The sequence below is a fragment of the Streptomyces sp. NPDC045967 genome (assembly GCF_056430495.1).
This window is the reverse complement of record NZ_JBWKLE010000003.1, coordinates 519,684-538,533: the sequence shown is the minus strand read 5'-3', so window position 1 is coordinate 538,533 and position 18,850 is coordinate 519,684. Positions and strand designations below refer to the sequence as shown.

The window sequence follows — 18,850 nt, the reverse complement described above, 5'->3', positions numbered from 1 at the left end:
GCGGGGCGGGGTGCGGGCACCACCGGCGCGAACGGTGTCGGCGCCCAGCCGCCCGTCCGGGCCGTCCAAAGAAAGAAGGGACGCCGAAGCGTCCCTTGCAGATCATGCGGGGCTGTAGTCGAGCGACGTCATGAGTGCTGTCAGGTGAGCGCAGGCTCCGCCTGGGGTACGTCGATCTCGATGCTGTCGAGCAGCGAGTCTCCGTCGTGCTGAGCGGCGGCCGCGTTCAGCGCGTCGTTCTCGGACTGAATCCGTACGAGCTCGGACTCGAGGTCCTGGACGCGCTGCTGAAGCCGTCGCATCTCGGCGAGGAGTCGCGGGTCGGAACCGCCGACGTAACCGAGAAGCGCCTTTGCCATGATGGATGGTCCTCCACACTGAGTGACCGACCGAAGTGGTGTGGGTCGTGAGGGAATCGCACCCGCGGATGTCCGGCAGCGACTGTCAGTCACTGCGCTTACTACTGCCAGCACTGCCAAACAGCTCGGGTGCGCGGGGCTTCCAGCGTCTCACCAAAAAGTTTGACGGTCAACACGATCACGCCCCGTATCGGCGGGCAGCCCGGGCCCCGCAAGGGGCGTGGAGATCATCCTCATCTCCGAGCCTTCCACGGATCGGCCGCGTCGGCAACGCCTCGACGGAGAATGCCCAGTTCCGACCGTGTGCGGACGGGTTCAGAGTGTGATCAGTACATGATCAGCGAAACGGTCAGCGGATCGCGAAGCCGTCGTAGCCGCCGCGCGGTGTGCCCCAGATCTCCGTGACTCCGTCCACCCGGCCGGGCGTGTCGGCCGAGCGCAGCCAGTCGAGGAGCCGGTGGCAATTCTCACGTTGACCTTCGGCCACCACCTGCACCCGCCCGTCGTCGAGGTTGAGCGCGAAACCGACGACCCCGCCGATCTCCAGGGCGTTCTCCCTGGTGAACCAGCGGAAGCCCACTCCCTGCACGCGACCGCGCACCCAGGCGATCAGACGGACCTCTTCGTTCATGCGTGAACGCTAACCGGGCGAACACTTTCGGGACACATCGCCCCCTTGGCCCCATGGCGTACAGTCGCGCACCAATGAACTCACCCGTTTGGGTGAGTAAGGGACGATCTTGGTCTGTATGGAAAGGCACGACGCCGATGGGACGCCACGGACTCCATGCCGCACCGCGCCGCGGCGGCAAGCGCGGCACCGCCGTGCGCACCGGCCTGCTGGGCGTCTCGGTGGCCGTGGCGCTCGGGACGGCGGCCGTCACGACGGGCATGGTTCCGGTCGGCGGTTCCTTCCCCTACGTGGGTGTCTCCGGTGCGGACTCCGCCGGATCGGCGCAGTCCCGTGGCGCAGGGGCCACACCGAGCCCCGGCGGCAGTGCCGTGGAGGAGCAGGGCGGCCTCGCCAACCTGTCGGGCCGTGTCCCCACCGGCTCCGCCCCCGCGAGCCCGTCGGCCTCCGCGTCGCCGAGCCCTTCCGCCTCTCCGAGCCCTTCCGCCTCCCCGAGCCCTTCCGCCTCGTCAAGCCCGGCCACGTCCTCCCCAGCCTCGCCTTCGGCGCCCGTCGCGGCCCCCTCCGCGCCGAGCACGGCGCCGTCCCCGCCGCCGTCGCGCAAGGCCACCGCGCGGCCCGCCCCCGTGCCGGCGGAGCCCTCCACCCAGGCGCCCGCCCCCCGGCCGCCCCTCGACAACCACTCCGCCGAGGAGGCCGCCGTGGTCGCCCTGGTGAACCGGGAGCGCGCGCAGGCCGGCTGCGGACCGGTCCGGGCGAACCCGCCGCTCGCCACCCTGGCCGGCGCCTTCAGCCGGGACATGGCCGCCCGCGGGTTCTTCGGCCACACCGATCCGGACGGCAACACCCCGTGGGACCGCGCCGCGAAGGCCGGGATCTCGGGCCTGGCCGGGGAGAACATCGCCCGCGGCCAGGGCGACGCCGAGACCGTGATGAAGTCCTGGATGAACAGCCCGGGCCACCGGGCGAACATCCTCAACTGCGAGTTCCGCACCCTGGGCGTCGGCGCCCACTTCGCCGCCGGCGGCCCCTGGTGGACCCAGGACTTCGGCTACTAGGGGTACCCGCCCCGAAGGGTCCTGTACGAAGCGCCCCCAGGGTTTCCTAGCCCGCGGCCAGCGCCGCGCGGCCCGCGACGACGACGCGGGTGTGCTCGGCGACGCGCCGGCCCAGGTGCTCGGCGGTCGCGATGTCGGCCTTGTGGACCGCCTCCGCGCCCTCGTCGGAGTTGCTCTGGGCCGCGGCGCCGGAGAAGAAGCCGAGGCGGTTGAGGTCGTTCTCCGAACCGGTGCTGGAGTTCCAGCCCGGCTTCAGCCCCAGGTTCACCCAGCTCATACCGTGCTGCGCCGCCAGGATCTGGAAGAACTGCAGGGTGTGCAGCTTGTCGCCGCTCTTGGAGCCGGAGTTGGTGAAGCCGGCCGCCACCTTGTCCTGCCACACGTCGCCGAACCAGCGCTTGGACGTGGCCTCGGCGAAGGCGTGGAAGGCACCCGAGGCGGTGCCCATGTAGGTCGGCGAGCCGAAGACGATCGCGTCGGAGGCGTCGAGCAGCGCCCACTGGGCGTCGTCGATCTCGTCGACCTTGACGACGTGGACGGTCGCGCCCGCCTCGGTGGCGCCGTTGCGGACGGCCTCGGCGATGACCGCGGTGTGGCCGTAGCCGGAGTGGTAGGCGATCGAGACGACGGGGGTGTGCGTGGTACCGGACAAGGCGGTCTCTCCTCGGGACGTCCCCCGCGCCGCCGTTGCGGCGCGGCGGGGAAGGCTGCGACGAGAAACAGAGAAGCACTAACTTTTAGAAAGCGCAACCCACTGGTTAGCGCTGCACAGAGGTACGCTTGCCGCATGGACACACTCCCCGCCTGTACCGGGGCCGCCGATCCCGGACTCGCGTTCGACGTCTTCGCGCGCACGTGCCCGTCCCGGGAGACCCTGGAGCACGTCACCGGCCGCTGGGGCAGCCTCACCGTGGGCGCCCTGCGCGAGGGCCCGTGCCGGTTCAACGAGCTGCGCCGCCGGGTGGACGGCGTGAGCGAGAAGATGCTCGCGCAGACCCTGCACGCGCTGGAGCGCGACGGCATCGTCCACCGCGAGGCGCAGCCGACGAACCCGCCGCGCGTGGACTACGAACTCACGCCGATGGGCGTGGAGGTGGCGGACCGGCTGCTCTCCCTCATCCACTTCCTGGAGGCGAGCATGCCGGAGGTGCTGGGGGCCCGGCGGTCCTACGACGCCGCGCGCGGAGCCCGCTGACAGCGCGGGCAGAAGTAGCTCGACCTGTTCATCCAGGGCCGGCGCCGCATCGGGGTGCCGCAGCGCCGGCAGGGCTCGTCCTCGCGCCCGTAGGCGTCGAGCGACCGGTCGAAGTAGCCCGACTCGCCGTTCACGTTGACGTAGAGGCTGTCGAAGCTGGTGCCGCCGACCGCGAGGGCCGCGTTCATGACGTCCCGGACGTGCCCCAGGAGTTCCGCGCTCCGGGGGCGCGTGAGCGTGGCGGTGGGGCGCTCGTAGTGCAGCCTGGCGCGCCACAGCGCCTCGTCCGCGTAGATGTTGCCGACCCCGCTGATCAGGGACTGGTCGAGCAGCGCCCGCTTGACGGTGGTGCGCCGGCCGCGCAGCGCCAGGTGGTAGGCACCCTCGTCGAACAACGGGTCCAGGGGGTCGCGCGCGATGTGCGCGATGACGTCGGGCAGCCCGTCGGCGCTGTCGGCCGCGACCTCGTGCAGGGACAGCCCGCCGAAGGTCCGCTGGTCGACGAAGCGCAGTTCGGTTCCGGCGGAGCCGCTGCCGGAATCGGTGAACCGCACCCGGATCCGCAGGTGCTTCTCGTCAGGGGCGCCCTCGGGCTGCACGAGCAGCTGTCCGCTCATGCCGAGGTGGCCGAGGACGGACAGGTCCCGGTCGGCGAGGGGCAGCCACAGGTACTTCCCGCGCCGCTGCGGCACCCCGATGGTCGCCCCGCGCAGCCGGGCCGCGAAGTCGGCGCCGCCGCCCGGGTGCCGCCGTACCGCCCGCGGGTGCAGGACCTCGACGGCCTCGACGGTCCGCCCGGCCACCCACCGCGCGAGACCCCGCCGCACGACCTCGACCTCGGGCAGCTCGGGCACGGTCTCTCCTCGGTGGTGCGGCGGTGGGGCGCTGCGGCCGAGCCTACCGGCCGCGCCGCGGCGGCCCGGAAACGGGACCGCCCCGCCACCTGCCGGGGCAGGTGGCGGGGCGGGGGAAGCCCGAAGGAAGGGTCAGGCGCCCGGAGCGGCGGGCGTCGGCGTCCCGCCCTCCCCGGCCGCGGCGCCGGCTTCGGCGACCGCGTCGGCTTCGGCGTCCGCACCGGTTTCGGCGGCCGCGCCGGCCGCGGCGGCAGCCGCGTTCCGTTCGTCCGCCGCGGTGCGGATGCCGCGCCAGGCGGATTCCGCCGCCTGCTGTTCCGCTTCCTTCTTGCTGCGGCCGGTGCCGGTGCCGTACGAGACACCACCGACGCGGGCAGCAGCAGTGAAGGTCTTCTCGTGGTCCGGACCGGTCTCGGTGACCAGGTATTCCGGTACGCCAAGACCTTCGGCCGCCGTGAGTTCCTGGAGACTGGTCTTCCAGTCCAGGCCGGCTCCCAGGTTGGAGGACTTCTCGATGAGCGGGTCGAAGAGCCGGTGGACCAGCTCCGAGGCCGCGTCGAGGCCCTGGTCGAGGTAGACCGCGCCGATCACCGCTTCGAGCGTGTCGGCGAGAATCGAGGCCTTGTCCCGGCCACCCGTGCCCTCTTCACCCCGGCCGAGCCGGATGAAGGAGCCGAGTTCGAGGCCGCGCCCGACCTCCGCCAGTGCACGCGAGTTGACCACCGCGGCCCGAAGTTTGGCCAGCTGGCCTTCGGGGAGGTCCGGGTGGGTCGTGTACAGCGTGTCCGTGACCACCAGGCCGAGCACGGAGTCCCCGAGGAACTCCAGCCGCTCGTTGGTGGGCAGACCGCCGTTCTCGTACGCGTACGAGCGGTGGGTCAGTGCACGCACCAGAAGGGCGGACTCGAGTCGATACCCGAGCCGCCCTTCCAGAAGCTTGTGGGACGAGGCCGCGTTGCTACTGTCTGCCTGCTTCTCAGCGTTGGACAGTTCAGACATTGCGCCTCTCACCAGCCGCTCAGACCTCGAGGACCTGGCGCTTGTTGTAGGTGCCGCAGCTCGGGCACGCAATGTGCTGGAGCTTCGGCTCCTGGCAACGCTCGCACGAAACCAGGGTGGGGACCGCAGCCTTCCACTGCGACCGGCGGTGGCGCGTGTTGCTGCGCGACATCTTCCGCTTCGGAACAGCCACGGCTACTTCTCCTGCTTCTCGGCGGCGCCCTGAACTCCGTCAGAGGCAGTGCCGCTCATGTTGTCCTTCTCGTCGTCCTGATCGGTCACGACGAGTCCTTGCAATGCCGCCCAACGAATGTCGACGGCGTCGTGGTGGTGGTCCGGGTCATCGTTCAGGCTGAGCCCGCAGTCGGGGCACAGTCCGAGACAGTCCTCCCGGCACACCGGCTGCAGCGGCAGTGCGAGCACCACCGCGTCGCGCAGCACGGGTTCGAGGTCGAACAAACCGTCCTCGAGGAAGAGCGTGTCCTCGTCGTCCTCGGCGTCGTCGGCCGGCTCCGCCCTGGAGCGGCTCCGGTCGTCGGCGTCAGGGTACGAGAACATCTCCTGGAAGTCCGCCTTGAGCTCGCGCCCGACGGCCTCCAGACACCTTACGCACTCCCCGGTCGCCGATGCACGGACGGTGCCTGTGACGAGCACCCCTTCCATGACCGACTCCAGGCGGAGGTTGAGCTTCATCGGGGCGCCTTCCGGCACTCCGATGACCCCGGCGAGACCGAGGTCCGCCGGCGCCGCGATCTCGCGGGACAGCCGCTGCATGGCACCAGGACGCCGACCCAGCTCGTGCGTGTCGAACACGAGGGGGTTGCGGTGGTCGAGGCGGGTATTCAGGGCCGTTCCTGCTTTCACAGATCGCTGAAGATCGAGTTTCCGCCCTCAGATGGGCAGCATGGATCGCGGTGCATACGCGCGACCGAACAGCCAGGATACCCGGCGCCGCGCTCTGCGCCCAATCCGCAGCCGGGCACCGCCTAGCGCCCCTGCTCGTACTGGCGGAGCTGCTCCAGGTTGATCATGCTCGTGTCGAAGAAACTGGTCTCGTCGAGCGAGGGCTGCTGGGCCTGGGGCTGCGCACCGTAGGAAGCGGCGTACGCCGCTCCGGTGGAACCGGTGCCCGCACCGGCGTACGGGTCGGGCTGCTGCCCGTAGCCCGCGTACGGGTCGGGCTGCTGCGCGTCGTACTGCCCGGCGTAGGCCCCGGCGGAGCCCGCGGTCGCCCCGGCGTACGGGTCCTGGTGGTCCTGGTAGGCGTAGCCGTCCTGCTGCCCGGGCTGCTGCTGGTAGCCGTACGTGTCGTACACCGGCTGGGGCTGCGCCGGGACCGGCGCGTGCACGGGCTGGGGCTCGGCCAGGCCCGCGAGGAAGTCGGCGTCGCTCGCCGAGCGCGACTGCTGCACGCCGGCCGCGTCCTGGGCCGCCACGTGCGCGCCGAGGTCGTCCGTGGGAACCCGTCCCAGCAGCTTCTGCCGGCCGCGGCCGACGGCCTCCAGGGTCTTGGAGAGCACCGCCTCGAAGGTCGCGAGCTTGGTGTCCACGTAGGCGTCCGCCTGCTGCCGCTGCGTCTCGGGGTCGTGGCTGCGCTCGGGCGCCTCGTCGTAGTCGGGGTCCGGGTAGCCCTGCCCGTCCAGACCCGATCCGCGGCCCAGCAGCTTCTCCCGGCCGCGGTCCACCGACCCGATGGTCTTGGTGAGCACGACCTCGAAGTTGGCCAGCTTGCTGTCGACGTAGTCGTCGGCCTCGGCGCGGATCTCCTCGGCCTCCCGGCGGGCCTCCGCCAGGATCCGGTCCGCCTCGGCCCGGGAGCGCCGCGCGACCTCGGTGTCGGAGATCAGCGAACCGCGCTGGCTGTGCGCGGACTCGATGATCCGCTCCGCCTCCCGGCGGGCCTCCTCGACCATCTGCTCCCGCCCGCCGATCAGTTCCTGGGCCTGGGCGAGCGAGCCGGGGAGCGCCTGGCGGACCTCTTCGAGCAGGGCGAGGAGCTCGGCGCGGTTGATCACGCAGGAGGCCGACATGGGCATGGACCGGGCGCCGCCGACGGCCGCGACGATCTCGTCGAGCTTCTTCTGCACGTCCATGGGGGCTCGCACTCTCTCGGCCTCGGGCGGTTCCCGAGTCGGACGGCACGACTGTAAGGCCAGCGGACGGCCCCCCGACACCGGCTGACGGGACGTCAGGCGCTCAGCGCTCGCCCAGTCGCTGCATCAGCGCGGTGTGCACGTGCGCCGGGAGCAGGTGGGCGACGTCGCCGCCCCAGGTGGCGACCTCCTTGACCAGGGAGGACGACAGGAAGCTGTAGGTGGGGTTCGTGGGCACGAAGAGGGTCTCGACGCCCGACAGCCCGATGTTCATCTGGGCCATCTGCAGCTCGTAGTCGAAGTCGCTGACGGCGCGCAGACCCTTGACGATGGCCGGGATGTCCCGCTGCTTGCAGAAGTCGACGAGCAGTCCGTGGAAGGACTCGACCTGCACGTTCCCGTAGTCGGCCGTCGCCTCGCGGATCAGCTCGATCCGCTCCTCGACGGTGAACAGGCCCTGCTTCGACTGGTTGATCATCACGGCGACGTGCACGACGTCGTAGAGCCGGGAGGCACGTCCGATGATGTCGAGGTGTCCGTTGGTGATGGGATCGAAGGATCCCGGACAGACGGCGCGGCGCAACTGAACTCCCTCGTTCATGAGTCTTCGCTGGTGAAGGCGGCGCGACCGTACCAAAGGGTGCCCTCGCCGTACTTCCGGGACCGGAGCGGCTCGAAGCCCTCGGGCCACGGGAAGGCACCGCTCCTGGTGCTGCGTTCCACGGTGACGAGCGCGTCGTCCGTGAGCCAGCCATTGGACCGGAGTGTGAGCAGGATCTCGCGAAGATCGTCGTGGCCGACGGCGTACGGGGGGTCGAGGAAGACGATGTCGTACGGCTCCCCGACCGGCCTCGCCGCGACCACCTGCTCGGCCTTGCCCGCCCGGAATTCCGCCCCGGGCAGGCCGACCGTCTCGATGTTGTCCCGGATGGACCGGGCGGCCTTGGGGTCGGTCTCGACCAGCAGGGCGTGGTCCGCGCCGCGGGAGAGGGCCTCCAGGCCCACGGCGCCGGATCCGGCGTAGAGGTCGAGCACCCGGGCCGCCGCGAGGCCGTGCAGCGACTCCCACGTGGAGAAGAGGCCTTCGCGCATCCGGTCGGAGGTCGGCCGGGTACCGGTGCCCGGGGGCACGGCCAGCCGTCGCCCGCCGGCGCTGCCGGCGATCACGCGGGTCATCGATGAGGTCCTTCGGTCTTCGAACGGTGGGCCCCCCTATTGTCAGCCCTTCTCCAGGTACTGCTCGCGTTCGGTGTCGAGCAGGGCGTCCAGCGCGGTCCGCAGGCCGGGCAGCCGCTCCAGTGCCGGGTCCTGGTCGACCACGCGGGTGGCCTCCTCCCGGGCCTGGGCGATGACCTCCTCGTCCTCGATGACGGCCAGCATCCGCAGGCTGGAGCGCACGCCCGACTGGGCCTGGCCGAGGACGTCGCCCTCGCGGCGCTGCTCCAGGTCGATGCGGGAGAGTTCGAAGCCGTCGAGGGTGGCGGCGACGGCGGCCAGCCGGGCGCGGGCGGGGCTCGCCTCGTGCATCTCGCTGACCAGCAGGCAGAGGCCGGGGGCGGCTCCGCGGCCGACCCGGCCGCGGAGCTGGTGGAGCTGGGAGACGCCGAACCGGTCCGCGTCCATGATCACCATGGCGGTGGAGTTGGGCACGTTCACCCCGACCTCGATGACCGTGGTGGCGACCAGCACCTTGACCTCGCCCGCGGCGAAGCGGCGCATCACGTCGTCCTTGTCGGCGGGGTCCATCCGCCCGTGCAGCACCTCGACGGAGAGTCCGGCCAGCGGACCGCGCGAGAGCTGCTCGGCGATGTCGAGGACGGCGAGCGGCGGCCGGCGCTCCTCGTCGTCCGGCGCGGGGGCCTTGGCCGCGGACTTCTTCTTCGGCTCCTCCTCGTCGCCGATCCGGGGGCAGACCACATAGGCCTGGTGGCCCTTCTCCACCTCCTCGCGGACCCGTTCCCAGGCCCGGGCGAGGAAGTGCGGCTTGTCCTTGGCGGGCACCACGTGCGTGGCGATCGGGGAGCGCCCGGCGGGCAGCTGGTCCAGGACGGAGGTCTCCAGGTCGCCGAAGACGGTCATGGCCACGGTGCGCGGGATCGGGGTCGCCGTCATGACCAGCAGGTGCGGGGGCTGCTTGCCCTTCGACCGCAGCGCGTCGCGCTGCTCCACTCCGAAGCGGTGCTGCTCGTCGACGACCACCAGGCCGAGGTCGTGGAACTGGACCTTGTCCTCGATCAGGGCGTGCGTGCCGATCACGATGCCGGCCTCACCCGTGACGAGGTCGAGCAGGGCCTGCCGGCGCGCGGCCGTCCCCATGGATCCGGTGAGCAGCACCACCTTGGTGCCCCGGTCGGAGCCGCCGAGCATGCCCCCTTCGGCCAGCTCGCCCATCATCTCGGTGATGGAACGGTGGTGCTGCTGGGCGAGCACCTCGGTGGGCGCGAGCATCGCGGCCTGCCCGCCGGAGTCGACGACGGCGAGCATCGCCCGCAGCGCGACCAGCGTCTTGCCGGAGCCGACCTCGCCCTGGAGGAGGCGGTGCATGGGGTGGCTGGTGGCCAGGTCGCCGAAGATCTCCGCGGAGACGCTCCGCTGGCCGTCGGTGAGGGTGAAGGGGAGCTTGGCGTCGAAGGAGTCGAGCAGTCCGCCGGGGACGGGGCGCCGGGGTACGGCCGGCAACTGGGAGTCGGCGTGGCGGCGGCGCGCGAGGGCGACCTGCAGGACGAAGGCCTCGTCCCACTTCAGGCGCTGGCGCGCGGCGTCGATGTCGGCCTTGGCGGCCGGCCGGTGGATCTTCAGCAGGGCCTCGGTGAGGGGCAGCAGCCCGCGGCCCTCGCGCAGGGCGGGCGGCAGCGGGTCCACGGCCTCCCCGGCGCCGGGCAGCACCGCGTCCACGCACTTGGCGATCTTCCAGGACTCCAGCTTGGCGCAGGCCGGGTAGATCGGGATGAGCTGGTGGGCGAAGGCGGTGGCCGCGTCCCGGTCGGAGGCGTCCGCGCCCAGCGGCTCGTAGGCGGGGTGCGCCAGCTGGAGCTTGTGGTTGAACTTCGAGACCTTGCCGGCGAACATCGCGCGGGTGCCGGGCAGCAGGTCCTTGTGCGGCTTGTGCACGCCCGCGCCGAAGAAGACCAGCTGGAGCCGGCCGTTGCCGTCGGTGATGGTCACCTCCAGGCGTTTGCCGCGGCCCCCGTTGAAGGTCAGGACCCGGGCGTCGGCGACCTGCGCGACGACGGTCACGTGCTCGTCGATCTGGTCGGCGAGCTCGGCCAGCGAGGTCAGCTCGCCGCGCTCGGCGTACCGCCGCGGGTAGTGGTGGAGCAGGTCCAGGGCCGTGTGCAGGCCGAGCTGCTCGGCCAGCACCTTGGCGGTGGCTGGGCCGAGCGTCTTCTTGAGGTCTTCGTCGAGCGCGGGCACGTGTTCCATTGCACACCATGCCGCCGACAAGCCGGCTATTCGACCCCGATGAGGAGCGGCGCCGAGTACCGCCCGCCCCGGTAGGTGACCGTGTCCACGGCCAGGTGCCCGTGCTGGACGTGCGCCTCCAGGTGCTCGGCGAGGCTGTCCGGCACCTCCGGTCCCAGGACGAGGGTGACGAGTTCGCCGCCGGATCCCAGCATCCGCTCCAGGACGGCCACGGCCGTCTCGGGCAGGCTCGCGCCGATGACGGCGACGTCGCCGTCGATGAGCCCGAGGACGTCCCCGGCCTGGCAGATGCCGGCCGAGGTGAAGGACTGCCGTTCCGCGACGGCGAGTTCGCCGTAGCGGGTGGCGCCGGCCGCCGCCGTCATGGCGACCACGTCCTCGTCGAAGCTGGCCTCCGGGTCGTGCACGGCGAGGGCGGCCAGCCCCTGGACGGCGGAGCGGGTGGGGATGACGGCCACGCGCACCCCGTCGGCGCGGGCCCGTACCGCGGCCGCGGCCGCGATGGCGCGCAGTTCGGCGCCGCCCGGCAGCAGGACCACCTCGCGGGCGTGCGCGCGGCGGACGGCGTCGACCAGATCGGCGACGGCCGGGGCCTCCCCGGGGCGTACGAGCACGGTGGTCGCGCCCGCCTCCCCGCACAGGCCCGCCAGCCCTTCGCCGGGGACGACGGCGACCACGGCCCGCTGGGCGCGGGGCCCGCGCGCACGGCGCCGCTCGTCGCCGAAGTGCGTGATGCGTATGCGGTACGGCCGGCCGGCGACGACTCCGGCCTCCACCGCCGCGCCCGGGTCGTCGACGTGGACGTGGACGTTCCACAGCCCTTCGCCGCCGACCACGACCAGGGACTCGCCGAGGGCGTCGAGCCGCGCGCGCAGCTCCCCGACCGCCGCCTCGGATGCCTCCAGCAGGTAGACCACCTCGTACGCCGGCCCCTCGTCCTCCTGCGCGCAGGGCTCGGGGGTGCGCGGTACGGACACGGCCCCGCCCGGTACCGCCTCGGCGGCCGGCTCCTCGCCGGAGAGCGCCTGCCACAGGGCTCCGAGTACGGCGACCAGCCCGCACCCCCCGGCGTCGACCACACCGGCCCGGCCCAGCGCCTCCAACTGGCCCGGGGTCTCGGCCAGGGCCGCCCGGGCCGCGTCGTAGGCGGCGCGGGCCACGTCGGCGGCACGGGCCGCGCTCCCGGCGGCCTCACCGGCGCGTGCGGCCGCCGCGGCGACGGTGAGCATGGTGCCCTCCACCGGGTGCGCGACCGCTCCGTACGCCTCCTCCGCGGCCCGGGTCAGCGCCCGGGCCAGCAGCCGGCCGGGCGCCTGCCCGCCGGGCTCGCCGCCGAGCACGTCGGCCACTCCGCGCAGCAGCTGGGCCAGGATGGTCCCCGAGTTCCCGCGGGCTCCGAGCAGGGCGCCGTGGGCGTAGGCCCGCACGGCCCGGGCCAGGGAGGCGGGCGCCGCCTCGGGCGTGGCGTCGGTCACGTCCCCGGTGTCCGCGGTGCCCGAGCCGAAGGCCTCTTCGAGGGCGCGGTGGGCCGATTCGGCGGTGAGGTGGAGGTTGGTCCCGGTGTCGGCGTCGGCCACCGGGTAGACGTTGATCGCGTCGATGTCCTCACGGGCCCGGCCCAGTGCGGCCAGGGCCAGCGAGCTCCAGGCGCGCACCGCTTCGGCGTCGAGCTCGTCCGGGCGCTGGGGCTGCGGCTCGTGCGGCACCGGGCGTTCCTCCTTGTGCGGGCCAGGGTTCACCGCAGGGTAACCAAGGACGGCCCCGGCGTCCGGCCCTCGGGGCGGGGGCAGCGGCGGTCATGGTAGTTTTCTTGGACGGACGCAGTCGTTGTATGCTGCTCCGGTTGCCCGATGAGAGTCGGGCCAATCCCCCCCGGCAAACCACTTCAGACCTCTGATTCCGGTGCGCCGGGTTCACTGTAAGTGCATCTGAAGTCTTTGGAGTGACCTGTGGCTGCCAACTGCGACGTTTGCGCCAAGGGGCCGAGCTTCGGCAACAGCATCTCCCACTCGCACCGCCGCACCTCGCGTCGCTGGAACCCGAACATCCAGCGCGTCCGTGCCGTGGTCAATGGGACGCCGAAGCGCCTCAACGCCTGCACCTCGTGCATCAAGGCCGGCAAGGTCTCGCGCTGACGCCTCCCGTCGTAGCGCAGCCCTTCCGGTTGCCTGGAAGACCGGTTCACCTCTGGTGAACCGGTCTTTTGCCTTTCCCGGGCCGGTCAGGGCGCCGGGCGGGAAAGGGCGACAAGCCGGGAAGAGCGACGGCCGCCGGGGTCAGCGCCGGCGCCAGGCGTGGTCCACCGGTCCGATGCCGCCGCCGAGCGGGAAGCCGGCGGCGATGGCCCCCGTGACGTACTCCTTGGCGGCCGTGACCGCCGCCGGAACCGCCAGGCCCTTGGCCAATCCCGCCGCGACGGCGCTGGCGAGCGTGCAGCCCGTGCCGTGGGTGTGCCGGTTGTCGTGCCGGGGGGCCCGCAGCCACCGCTCCTCGGTCCCGTCGGTCAGCAGGTCCACGGCCTCGTCCCCGTCCGCCGCGAGGTGGCCGCCCTTGATCAGCGCCCACCGGGGGCCGTAGCCGAGGATCGCGTCGGCGGCCCGCCGCATGTCGTCCTCGCCCTCCACCGATACGCCCGTGAGCCAGGCGACCTCGTCGAGGTTGGGCGTGGCCACGGTGGCGCGCGGGAGCAGCTCCCGCCGCACGGCCTCCAGCGCCGAGGCGGCGAGCAGCGCGTCCCCGTGCTTGGAGACCCCCACCGGGTCCACGACGGCCGGGGCGGGGGTGTCGGCGAGCAGCGCGGCCACCGTCTCCACGAGCACGGCGGACGCGAGCATCCCGGTTTTCACGGCCCGGACGCCGATGTCGTCCACGACGGCCCGGTACTGGGCCGTGACGGCTTCCGCGGGCAGCTCCCACGTGCCGTGGACCCCGAGCGAGTTCTGCGCCGTCACCGCGGTCACCACGCTCATGCCGTGCACGCCGAGCGCCTGCATGGTCTTGAGGTCGGCCTGGATGCCGGCGCCGCCGCCGGAGTCGGATCCGGCGACGGTCAGGCACAGCGGCGGGGCCGTGCTCACAGCGGGCTGTCCTCGGTGGCCGGGTCGGCTCCGAAGTGGTCCCAGCCGCTGCTGCTGGTCCACGGGGCGCCGTCCACGGTGACCTGGGGCAGCGCGGAGCGGTTGAGCACCTCGCCGATGACCTTCCAGCGGGCCGGGAGCTTCACGTCGGGCGGGAAGGTGGCCACGATGGCGTGGTCCTCTCCCCCGGTGAGCACCCACTGCAGCGGGTCCACGCCGACGGCCTGGCCGATGTCGTGCATCTGGGTCGGGATGTCGACGGCTCCCGAGCGCAGGTCGATCCGCACCTTGCTGGCCTCGGCGATGTGCCCGAGGTCGGCGATCAGACCGTCGCTGACGTCGGTCATCGCGGTGGCGCCGAGCCCGGCGGCCGCGGGGCCCGCGTGGTAGGGCGGCTCGGGGCGCCGGTGCGCCTCGACGAAGGCGCGCGGGGAGCGGAAGCCGCGCGAGAGGACCGCGAAGCCGGCGGCGGACCAGCCGAGCCAGCCGGTGACGGCCACGACGTCGCCGGGCTGGGCGCCGGAGCGCAGCACGGGCTCGTGGTTGCGCAGGTCGCCGAGGGCGGTGATGGCGACGGTGATGGTGTCGCCGCGCACCACGTCCCCGCCGACCACGGCCGCGCCCGCGACCTGGCACTCGTCGCGGATGCCGTCCATCAGCTCGGTGGGCCAGGTCACCGGCAGTTCGGCCGGCACCACGAGGCCGAGGAGCAGGGCGGTCGGCACCGCTCCCATGGCGGCGATGTCGGCGAGGTTCTGCGCGGCGGCCTTGCGGCCGACGTCGTAGGCGGTGGACCAGTCGCGCCGGAAGTGCCTGCCCTCCAGCAGGATGTCGGTGCTCGCCACGACCCGCCGGTCCGGCGCCGACACCACCGCGGCGTCGTCGCCCGGCCCGAGCCGGACCGCCGGGGTGGTGGTGAGCCGTGAGGTGAGCTCACGAATGAGCCCGAACTCCCCCAGCTCGCCCACAGTGCCCTTCATCGCTGTGCCCCTTCTTGCCCAGTCCGCTTGCGGTCGCGAGCCCTCACAGCTCTGGGTACCGTCAACAGATACGTCAACTTCAGCTCTCCGTACGCCCCGCCGTGCGTGGCGCCGGGCTCGCGGGTCTCCCCGTGGTGCGCGGCGACGCGGTACCGTGGCGTCCCTTCTTCCCCCGGCCCTTCCGCTCGTGTCGGGCCCACCCGAAGGTTAGGGGAAATGATCCTCGTGGCCGCCCTGGAGGTTCCGTGGTACAGGCGTACATCCTCATCCAGACCGAGGTGGGCAAGGCGTCGTTCGTCGCCGAGTCCATCGGCCAGATCCCGGGGGTGATCCAGGCCGAGGACGTGACGGGACCGTACGACGTGATCGTGCGCGCCCAGGCCGACACCGTGGACGAGCTCGGCCGCATGGTCGTGGCCAAGGTCCAGCAGGTGGAGGGGATCACCCGCACCCTGACCTGCCCGGTGGTCCATCTGTAGCCCCCGTCTACTCTTGGCCGGTGATGTCCCTCCACCGCCGACCCGTCCCTGTCCGCATCGTGTCGGGCGTGTCCGCCGTGCCCGCCGCGCTGGCCCTGCTGGCCGTCGCGGCGTGCTCGCCGGGCGGCTCCGGCACCGCCCGGGTGGAACCGCCGCCCCCGCCGCCGGCCGAGGTCGCGGGGCTCTGTGCGGCGCTGCACGAGGAACTCCCGGATTCGGTGGCCGGCCTGGAGCGGACCGTCACCGAGCCCCCGTCCGCACTGACCGCCGCGTGGGGCGGCTCGGCGATCGTACTGCGGTGCGGTATCCCCAAGCCCCCCGCGATGGCCGATCCGGACCAGGAGGGCGTCCATGTGAACGGGGTCGCCTGGCTGCTGGAGAAGCTTGACGACGGGGGGTTCCGGTTCACCACCGGCGGGCGGGAGGCGTACACGGAGGTCGTGGTCGACAAGGAGCATGCCACGGACGCGGGCATGCTCGTCGGGCTGTCCACGGCCGTCGCCGCGACCGTGCCCGAGGGCGTCTCGTCGTACTGAGACCGCCGCCCCTCACACCGACCGCCCGCCGGCCCGCCCCTGGGGGCCGGCAGGCGGGCGGTCTGCGGTGCGATCCGCTGCGGCTAGCGCAGCCCGGTGGAGCGGCGCAGGGCCGCCTGGATCAGGAGGTCGACGAGTTCCGGGTACTCGATGCCCGACTCCTGCCACATCCGCGGGTACATGGAGATCGGCGTGAAGCCCGGCATCGTGTTGATCTCGTTGATGACGAAGGTGCCGTCCTCGGTGAGGAAGAAGTCGGCGCGCACCAGGCCCTCGCAGGACGCGGCCTCGAAGGCCCGGATCGCGAGCCGCTGCACCTCGGCGGTCTGCTCCGCAGTGAGCGGGGCGGGCACGATCCCGGAGGCGGAGTCGATGTACTTCGCCTCGAAGTCGTAGAAGTCGTGGCTGGAGACCGGCGGGATCTCGGCGGGCGCGCTCGCGCGCGGACCGTCCTCGAACTCCAGCACCCCGCACTCGATCTCCCGGCCGCGCAGCAGCGCCTCCACGATGATCTTCGGGTCGTGGCGCTGCGCCTCGCGGACGGCGTCGTCCAGGCCGGAGGCGTCGTCCACCTTCGTGATGCCGATGGAGGAGCCGGCGCGCGCGGGCTTGATGAACAGCGGCCAGCCGTGCTCGGCGGCGAAGTCCAGGATGCGGCCGCGGGCGGCGGCGGGGTCGGCGCTCCACTCGCGGGGGCGGATGGTCACGTACGGGCCCACGCGCAGCCCGAAGGAGGTGAACACCCGCTTCATGTAGTCCTTGTCCTGGCCGACGGCCGAGGCGAGGACGCCGGAGCCGACGTACGGGACCCCGGACAGCTCCAGGAGCCCCTGGAGGGTGCCGTCCTCGCCGTACGGGCCGTGCAGGACGGGGAAGACCACGTCGACCTCGCCCAGGGCCTTGGGGACGGCCCCGGGCTCGGTGTAGACGACCTCGCGGCTGGCGGGGTCGACGGAGAGCACGACGGCGCCGTCCTCGGAGTCGGCCAGCTCCGAGACGCTCGGCAGCCGGCGGTCGGTGATGGCCATCCGCTCGGGCTCGTCGGCGGTCAGGGCCCACCGGCCGTCCGTGGTGATGCCGATGGGCAGCACCTCGTACGTGGTGCGGTCGATGGAGCGCAGCACCGCGCCCGCCGTGACGACCGAAATGGCGTGTTCCGAGCTGCGGCCGCCGAACACGACGGCCACGCGGGGCTTGCGGCCCTGCTGCTCAGGGGTCTGGGGGAGGTTCTCGCTGCTCATATCGCCACGAGAGTACCCGCTCGAACGTCCGGAACGGAGTCAGCGGCGTTCCGGTTTGGCGCTGCGCCCCATCAGCTCCTTGAGCGCGACCAGCGTCGGCTTGCCGTGGTGGACGATGTCGACGACGGTCTCGGTGATCGGCATGTCGACGCCGTGCCGGTGGGCCAGATCGGCCACGGACTGGCAGGACTTGACGCCCTCGGCGGTCTGCCGGGTGACCGCGATGGTCTCCTCCAGGGTCATGCCCCGGCCGAGGTTGGTGCCGAAGGTGTGGTTGCGGGAGAGCGGCGAGGAGCAGGTGGCGACGAGGTCGCCGAGTCCGGCGAGGCCGGCGAAGGTCAGCGGGTCGGCGCCCATCGCCAGGCCCAGCCGGGTCGTCTCGGCGAGCCCGCGGGTGATGAGCGAGCCCTTGGTGTTGTCGCCCAGCCCCATGCCGTCCGCGATGCCGACGGCGAGGCCGATGACGTTCTTGACGGCGCCGCCGAGCTCGCAGCCCACGACGTCGGTGTTGGTGTAGGGGCGGAAGTAGGGGGTGTGGCAGGCGGCCTGGAGGCGCCGGGCCACGGCCTCGTCCACACAGGCGACGACGGAGGCGGCGGGCTGCCGGGCGGCGATCTCGCGGGCCAGGTTGGGGCCGGTGACCACCGCGACGCGCTCGGCGGGCACCTTGCCGACCTCCTCGATGACCTCGCTCATCCGCTTGGCGGTGCCGAGTTCGATGCCCTTCATCAGGGAGACGAGCACGGTGTCGGGGGCGAGCAGGGGGGCCCACGCGGCGAGGTTGCCGCGCAGCGTCTGGGAGGGGACGGCGAGGACGGTGAAGTCGGCGCCGCGGGCGGCCTCGGCCGGGTCGGTGGTGGCGCGCAGGTTCTCGGGGAGTTGGATCCCCGGCAGGTAGTCCACGTTCGTCCGGCCGGTGTTGACGGCGTCGGCCAGCTCCTGCCGGCGGCCCCACAGGGTCACCTCGCAGCCGGCGTCGGCGAGCACCATGCCGAAGGCCGTGCCCCAGGAGCCGGTTCCGTAGACGGCTGCCTTCACGGGACGTGTCACTTCTTGCCCTCCCCCGCGGCCTTGCGCCGCTGTTCCGCCCTGGCCCTGCGATGGTCGTACGGCTGCTCGGGCGCGGTCTCGCCGCGCACCTCCTCCAGCAGCGCGGTGATGGCCGCCATGATCACCTCGGTGGCCTCCTTGAGCACCTCCGGGGTGGGTTCCCGGTCGTAGAAGGCGGAGAGGTCCACCGGCGGCCCCGCGAGCACCTGGAGGGTCTTGCGTGGGAAGAGCCGGACCTTGTCCTCGCGGGCGTAGGGCGGCATCGCCAGGTTCGCGCCCCACTGGGCCACGGGGATGACGGGCGCCTTGGTGATCAGGGCGACCCGGGCGGCGCCGGTCTTCCCGGCCATCGGCCACATGTCGGGGTCGCGGGTGAGGGTGCCCTCCGGGTAGAAGGCCACGCATTCGCCGCGCTCGATCGCGTCGACGGCGGCCCGGAACGCGTCCAGGGCGTTGGTGCTCTCCCGGTAGACCGGGATCTGCCCCGATCCGCGCAGGATCGCGCCGACGACCGGAACCTTGAAGAGGGCCGCCTTGGCGAGCAGTCGCGGTACCCGGCCGGTGTTGTACTGGAAGTGCGCGTAGGAGAGCGGGTCCAGGTACGAGTTGTGATTGACGGCGGTGATGAATCCGCCCTCGGCCGGAATGTGCTCCATTCCCCGCCAGTCCCGCTTGAAGAGCACTACCAGCGGCGGTTTTGCGATGACCGCCGCCAGGCGGTACCAGAAGCCGATTCTGCGGCGGGACACTCGGACACCTTCCTCTGCGACCGGGGCGGGACCTCCCGGCGGTAGCCGGGGGAGCTCGGGCACCTCGTCGGCCGGACAAGTGTCGCCCCAGGCCCGGTCTCTGTCGAGAACACCGTACGCCCCGCT

At 72.4% G+C, this 18,850-nt stretch carries 22 protein-coding genes; 5 read left to right on the top strand and 17 right to left on the bottom strand.

Annotation, left to right across the window (positions count from 1 at the left end):
* Positions 1–140 precede the first annotated feature (140 nt).
* Both AC07FY_RS09415 and AC07FY_RS09410 read right to left on the bottom strand, forming a co-directional pair.
* Positions 141–359 (bottom strand): hypothetical protein, encoded by a 219-nt coding sequence (locus AC07FY_RS09415; protein ID WP_069922122.1) that lies wholly within the window; start codon positions 357–359, stop codon positions 141–143.
* 349 nt (positions 360–708) lie between these two features.
* Positions 709–990 (bottom strand): acylphosphatase, encoded by a 282-nt coding sequence (locus AC07FY_RS09410; RefSeq protein ID WP_479002857.1) that lies wholly within the window; start codon positions 988–990, stop codon positions 709–711.
* A 137-nt stretch (positions 991–1,127) separates the two neighbouring features.
* On the opposite strand from AC07FY_RS09410, the gene AC07FY_RS09405 reads away from it, so the two are divergent.
* Entirely contained in the window at positions 1,128–2,048 is a 921-nt protein-coding gene (locus tag AC07FY_RS09405) for a CAP domain-containing protein (protein WP_479002854.1), read from the top strand.
* A gap of 46 nt (positions 2,049–2,094) precedes the next feature.
* On the opposite strand, the gene AC07FY_RS09400 is transcribed toward AC07FY_RS09405, so the two are convergent.
* The gene (locus AC07FY_RS09400) at positions 2,095–2,700 is read right to left on the bottom strand and encodes a flavodoxin family protein (protein ID WP_479002852.1); all 606 of its coding nucleotides are present in this window, start codon (positions 2,698–2,700) and stop codon (positions 2,095–2,097) included.
* Between the two features lie 135 nt (positions 2,701–2,835).
* Between AC07FY_RS09400 and AC07FY_RS09395 the strand changes: the two genes are divergently transcribed.
* Entirely contained in the window at positions 2,836–3,243 is a 408-nt protein-coding gene (locus tag AC07FY_RS09395) for a winged helix-turn-helix transcriptional regulator (RefSeq protein ID WP_479002849.1), read from the top strand.
* Here the strand turns inward: AC07FY_RS09395 and mutM are convergent.
* The 9 genes from mutM to AC07FY_RS09350 form a co-directional block, all read right to left on the bottom strand.
* On the bottom strand, positions 3,216–4,097 hold the full coding sequence (mutM, locus tag AC07FY_RS09390) for a bifunctional DNA-formamidopyrimidine glycosylase/DNA-(apurinic or apyrimidinic site) lyase (protein ID WP_479002846.1): 882 nt from the start codon (positions 4,095–4,097) through the stop codon (positions 3,216–3,218). The two genes, AC07FY_RS09395 and mutM, sit on opposite strands and share 28 nt — an antisense overlap.
* A 132-nt stretch (positions 4,098–4,229) precedes the next feature.
* On the bottom strand, positions 4,230–5,096 hold the full coding sequence (gene rnc / locus AC07FY_RS09385; protein ID WP_479002843.1) for a ribonuclease III: 867 nt from the start codon (positions 5,094–5,096) through the stop codon (positions 4,230–4,232).
* Between the two features lie 19 nt (positions 5,097–5,115).
* Positions 5,116–5,289: a 50S ribosomal protein L32 gene (rpmF, locus tag AC07FY_RS09380; protein ID WP_003965982.1), complete on the bottom strand. Its 174-nt coding sequence runs from the start codon at positions 5,287–5,289 to the stop codon at positions 5,116–5,118.
* A gap of 2 nt (positions 5,290–5,291) precedes the next feature.
* Positions 5,292–5,960, bottom strand: a complete 669-nt coding sequence (locus AC07FY_RS09375) for a YceD family protein (RefSeq protein ID WP_479002840.1) — start codon at positions 5,958–5,960, stop codon at positions 5,292–5,294.
* A 122-nt stretch (positions 5,961–6,082) separates the two neighbouring features.
* The gene (locus tag AC07FY_RS09370) at positions 6,083–7,189 is read right to left on the bottom strand and encodes a DivIVA domain-containing protein (RefSeq protein ID WP_479002838.1); all 1,107 of its coding nucleotides are present in this window, start codon (positions 7,187–7,189) and stop codon (positions 6,083–6,085) included.
* A gap of 103 nt (positions 7,190–7,292) precedes the next feature.
* Complete coding sequence (gene coaD / locus AC07FY_RS09365) at positions 7,293–7,772, bottom strand: pantetheine-phosphate adenylyltransferase (RefSeq protein ID WP_479003199.1); 480 nt, start codon at positions 7,770–7,772, stop codon at positions 7,293–7,295.
* Between the two features lie 14 nt (positions 7,773–7,786).
* The gene (gene rsmD, locus AC07FY_RS09360) at positions 7,787–8,365 is read right to left on the bottom strand and encodes a 16S rRNA (guanine(966)-N(2))-methyltransferase RsmD (RefSeq protein WP_479002835.1); all 579 of its coding nucleotides are present in this window, start codon (positions 8,363–8,365) and stop codon (positions 7,787–7,789) included.
* Positions 8,366–8,407: 42 nt separating this feature from the next.
* Entirely contained in the window at positions 8,408–10,612 is a 2,205-nt protein-coding gene (gene recG / locus AC07FY_RS09355; RefSeq protein WP_479002832.1) for an ATP-dependent DNA helicase RecG, read from the bottom strand.
* Positions 10,613–10,638: 26 nt separating this feature from the next.
* Positions 10,639–12,318, bottom strand: a complete 1,680-nt coding sequence (locus AC07FY_RS09350) for a DAK2 domain-containing protein (protein WP_479002829.1) — start codon at positions 12,316–12,318, stop codon at positions 10,639–10,641.
* A gap of 243 nt (positions 12,319–12,561) precedes the next feature.
* Here AC07FY_RS09350 and rpmB point away from each other — a divergent pair, with 243 nt between their 5' ends.
* Positions 12,562–12,747, top strand: coding sequence for a 50S ribosomal protein L28 (gene rpmB / locus AC07FY_RS09345; RefSeq protein WP_073911113.1), 186 nt, complete (start codon positions 12,562–12,564; stop codon positions 12,745–12,747).
* 141 nt (positions 12,748–12,888) lie between these two features.
* Here the strand turns inward: rpmB and thiD are convergent, their stop codons facing one another.
* Together thiD and AC07FY_RS09335 are read right to left on the bottom strand one after the other, a co-directional pair.
* Positions 12,889–13,689: a bifunctional hydroxymethylpyrimidine kinase/phosphomethylpyrimidine kinase gene (gene thiD / locus AC07FY_RS09340; RefSeq protein ID WP_479002826.1), complete on the bottom strand. Its 801-nt coding sequence runs from the start codon at positions 13,687–13,689 to the stop codon at positions 12,889–12,891.
* Positions 13,686–14,669: a thiamine-phosphate kinase gene (locus tag AC07FY_RS09335; RefSeq protein ID WP_479002823.1), complete on the bottom strand. Its 984-nt coding sequence runs from the start codon at positions 14,667–14,669 to the stop codon at positions 13,686–13,688. Before AC07FY_RS09335 ends, thiD begins: the two co-directional genes overlap by 4 nt.
* Before the next feature lie 245 nt (positions 14,670–14,914).
* Between AC07FY_RS09335 and AC07FY_RS09330 the strand changes: the two genes are divergently transcribed.
* Both AC07FY_RS09330 and AC07FY_RS09325 read left to right on the top strand, forming a co-directional pair.
* Positions 14,915–15,148 (top strand): Lrp/AsnC family transcriptional regulator, encoded by a 234-nt coding sequence (locus tag AC07FY_RS09330; protein WP_030028650.1) that lies wholly within the window; start codon positions 14,915–14,917, stop codon positions 15,146–15,148.
* A 23-nt stretch (positions 15,149–15,171) separates the two neighbouring features.
* Positions 15,172–15,684, top strand: a complete 513-nt coding sequence (locus tag AC07FY_RS09325; RefSeq protein WP_479002820.1) for a DUF3515 family protein — start codon at positions 15,172–15,174, stop codon at positions 15,682–15,684.
* 83 nt (positions 15,685–15,767) lie between these two features.
* Here AC07FY_RS09325 and AC07FY_RS09320 read toward each other — a convergent pair whose 3' ends face one another.
* From AC07FY_RS09320 to AC07FY_RS09310, 3 genes are read right to left on the bottom strand one after another with little or no spacing between them, the layout of a single operon-like run.
* A complete protein-coding gene (locus tag AC07FY_RS09320; RefSeq protein ID WP_479002817.1) occupies positions 15,768–16,925 on the bottom strand; it encodes a D-alanine--D-alanine ligase family protein in 1,158 nt (385 codons plus the stop codon).
* 39 nt (positions 16,926–16,964) lie between these two features.
* Positions 16,965–17,975 (bottom strand): NAD(P)H-dependent glycerol-3-phosphate dehydrogenase, encoded by a 1,011-nt coding sequence (locus AC07FY_RS09315; protein ID WP_479002814.1) that lies wholly within the window; start codon positions 17,973–17,975, stop codon positions 16,965–16,967.
* A complete protein-coding gene (locus tag AC07FY_RS09310) occupies positions 17,972–18,724 on the bottom strand; it encodes a lysophospholipid acyltransferase family protein (RefSeq protein WP_479002811.1) in 753 nt (250 codons plus the stop codon). The genes AC07FY_RS09315 and AC07FY_RS09310 overlap by 4 nt, the downstream gene beginning before the upstream one ends.
* Between the last annotated feature and the right edge of the window lie 126 nt (positions 18,725–18,850).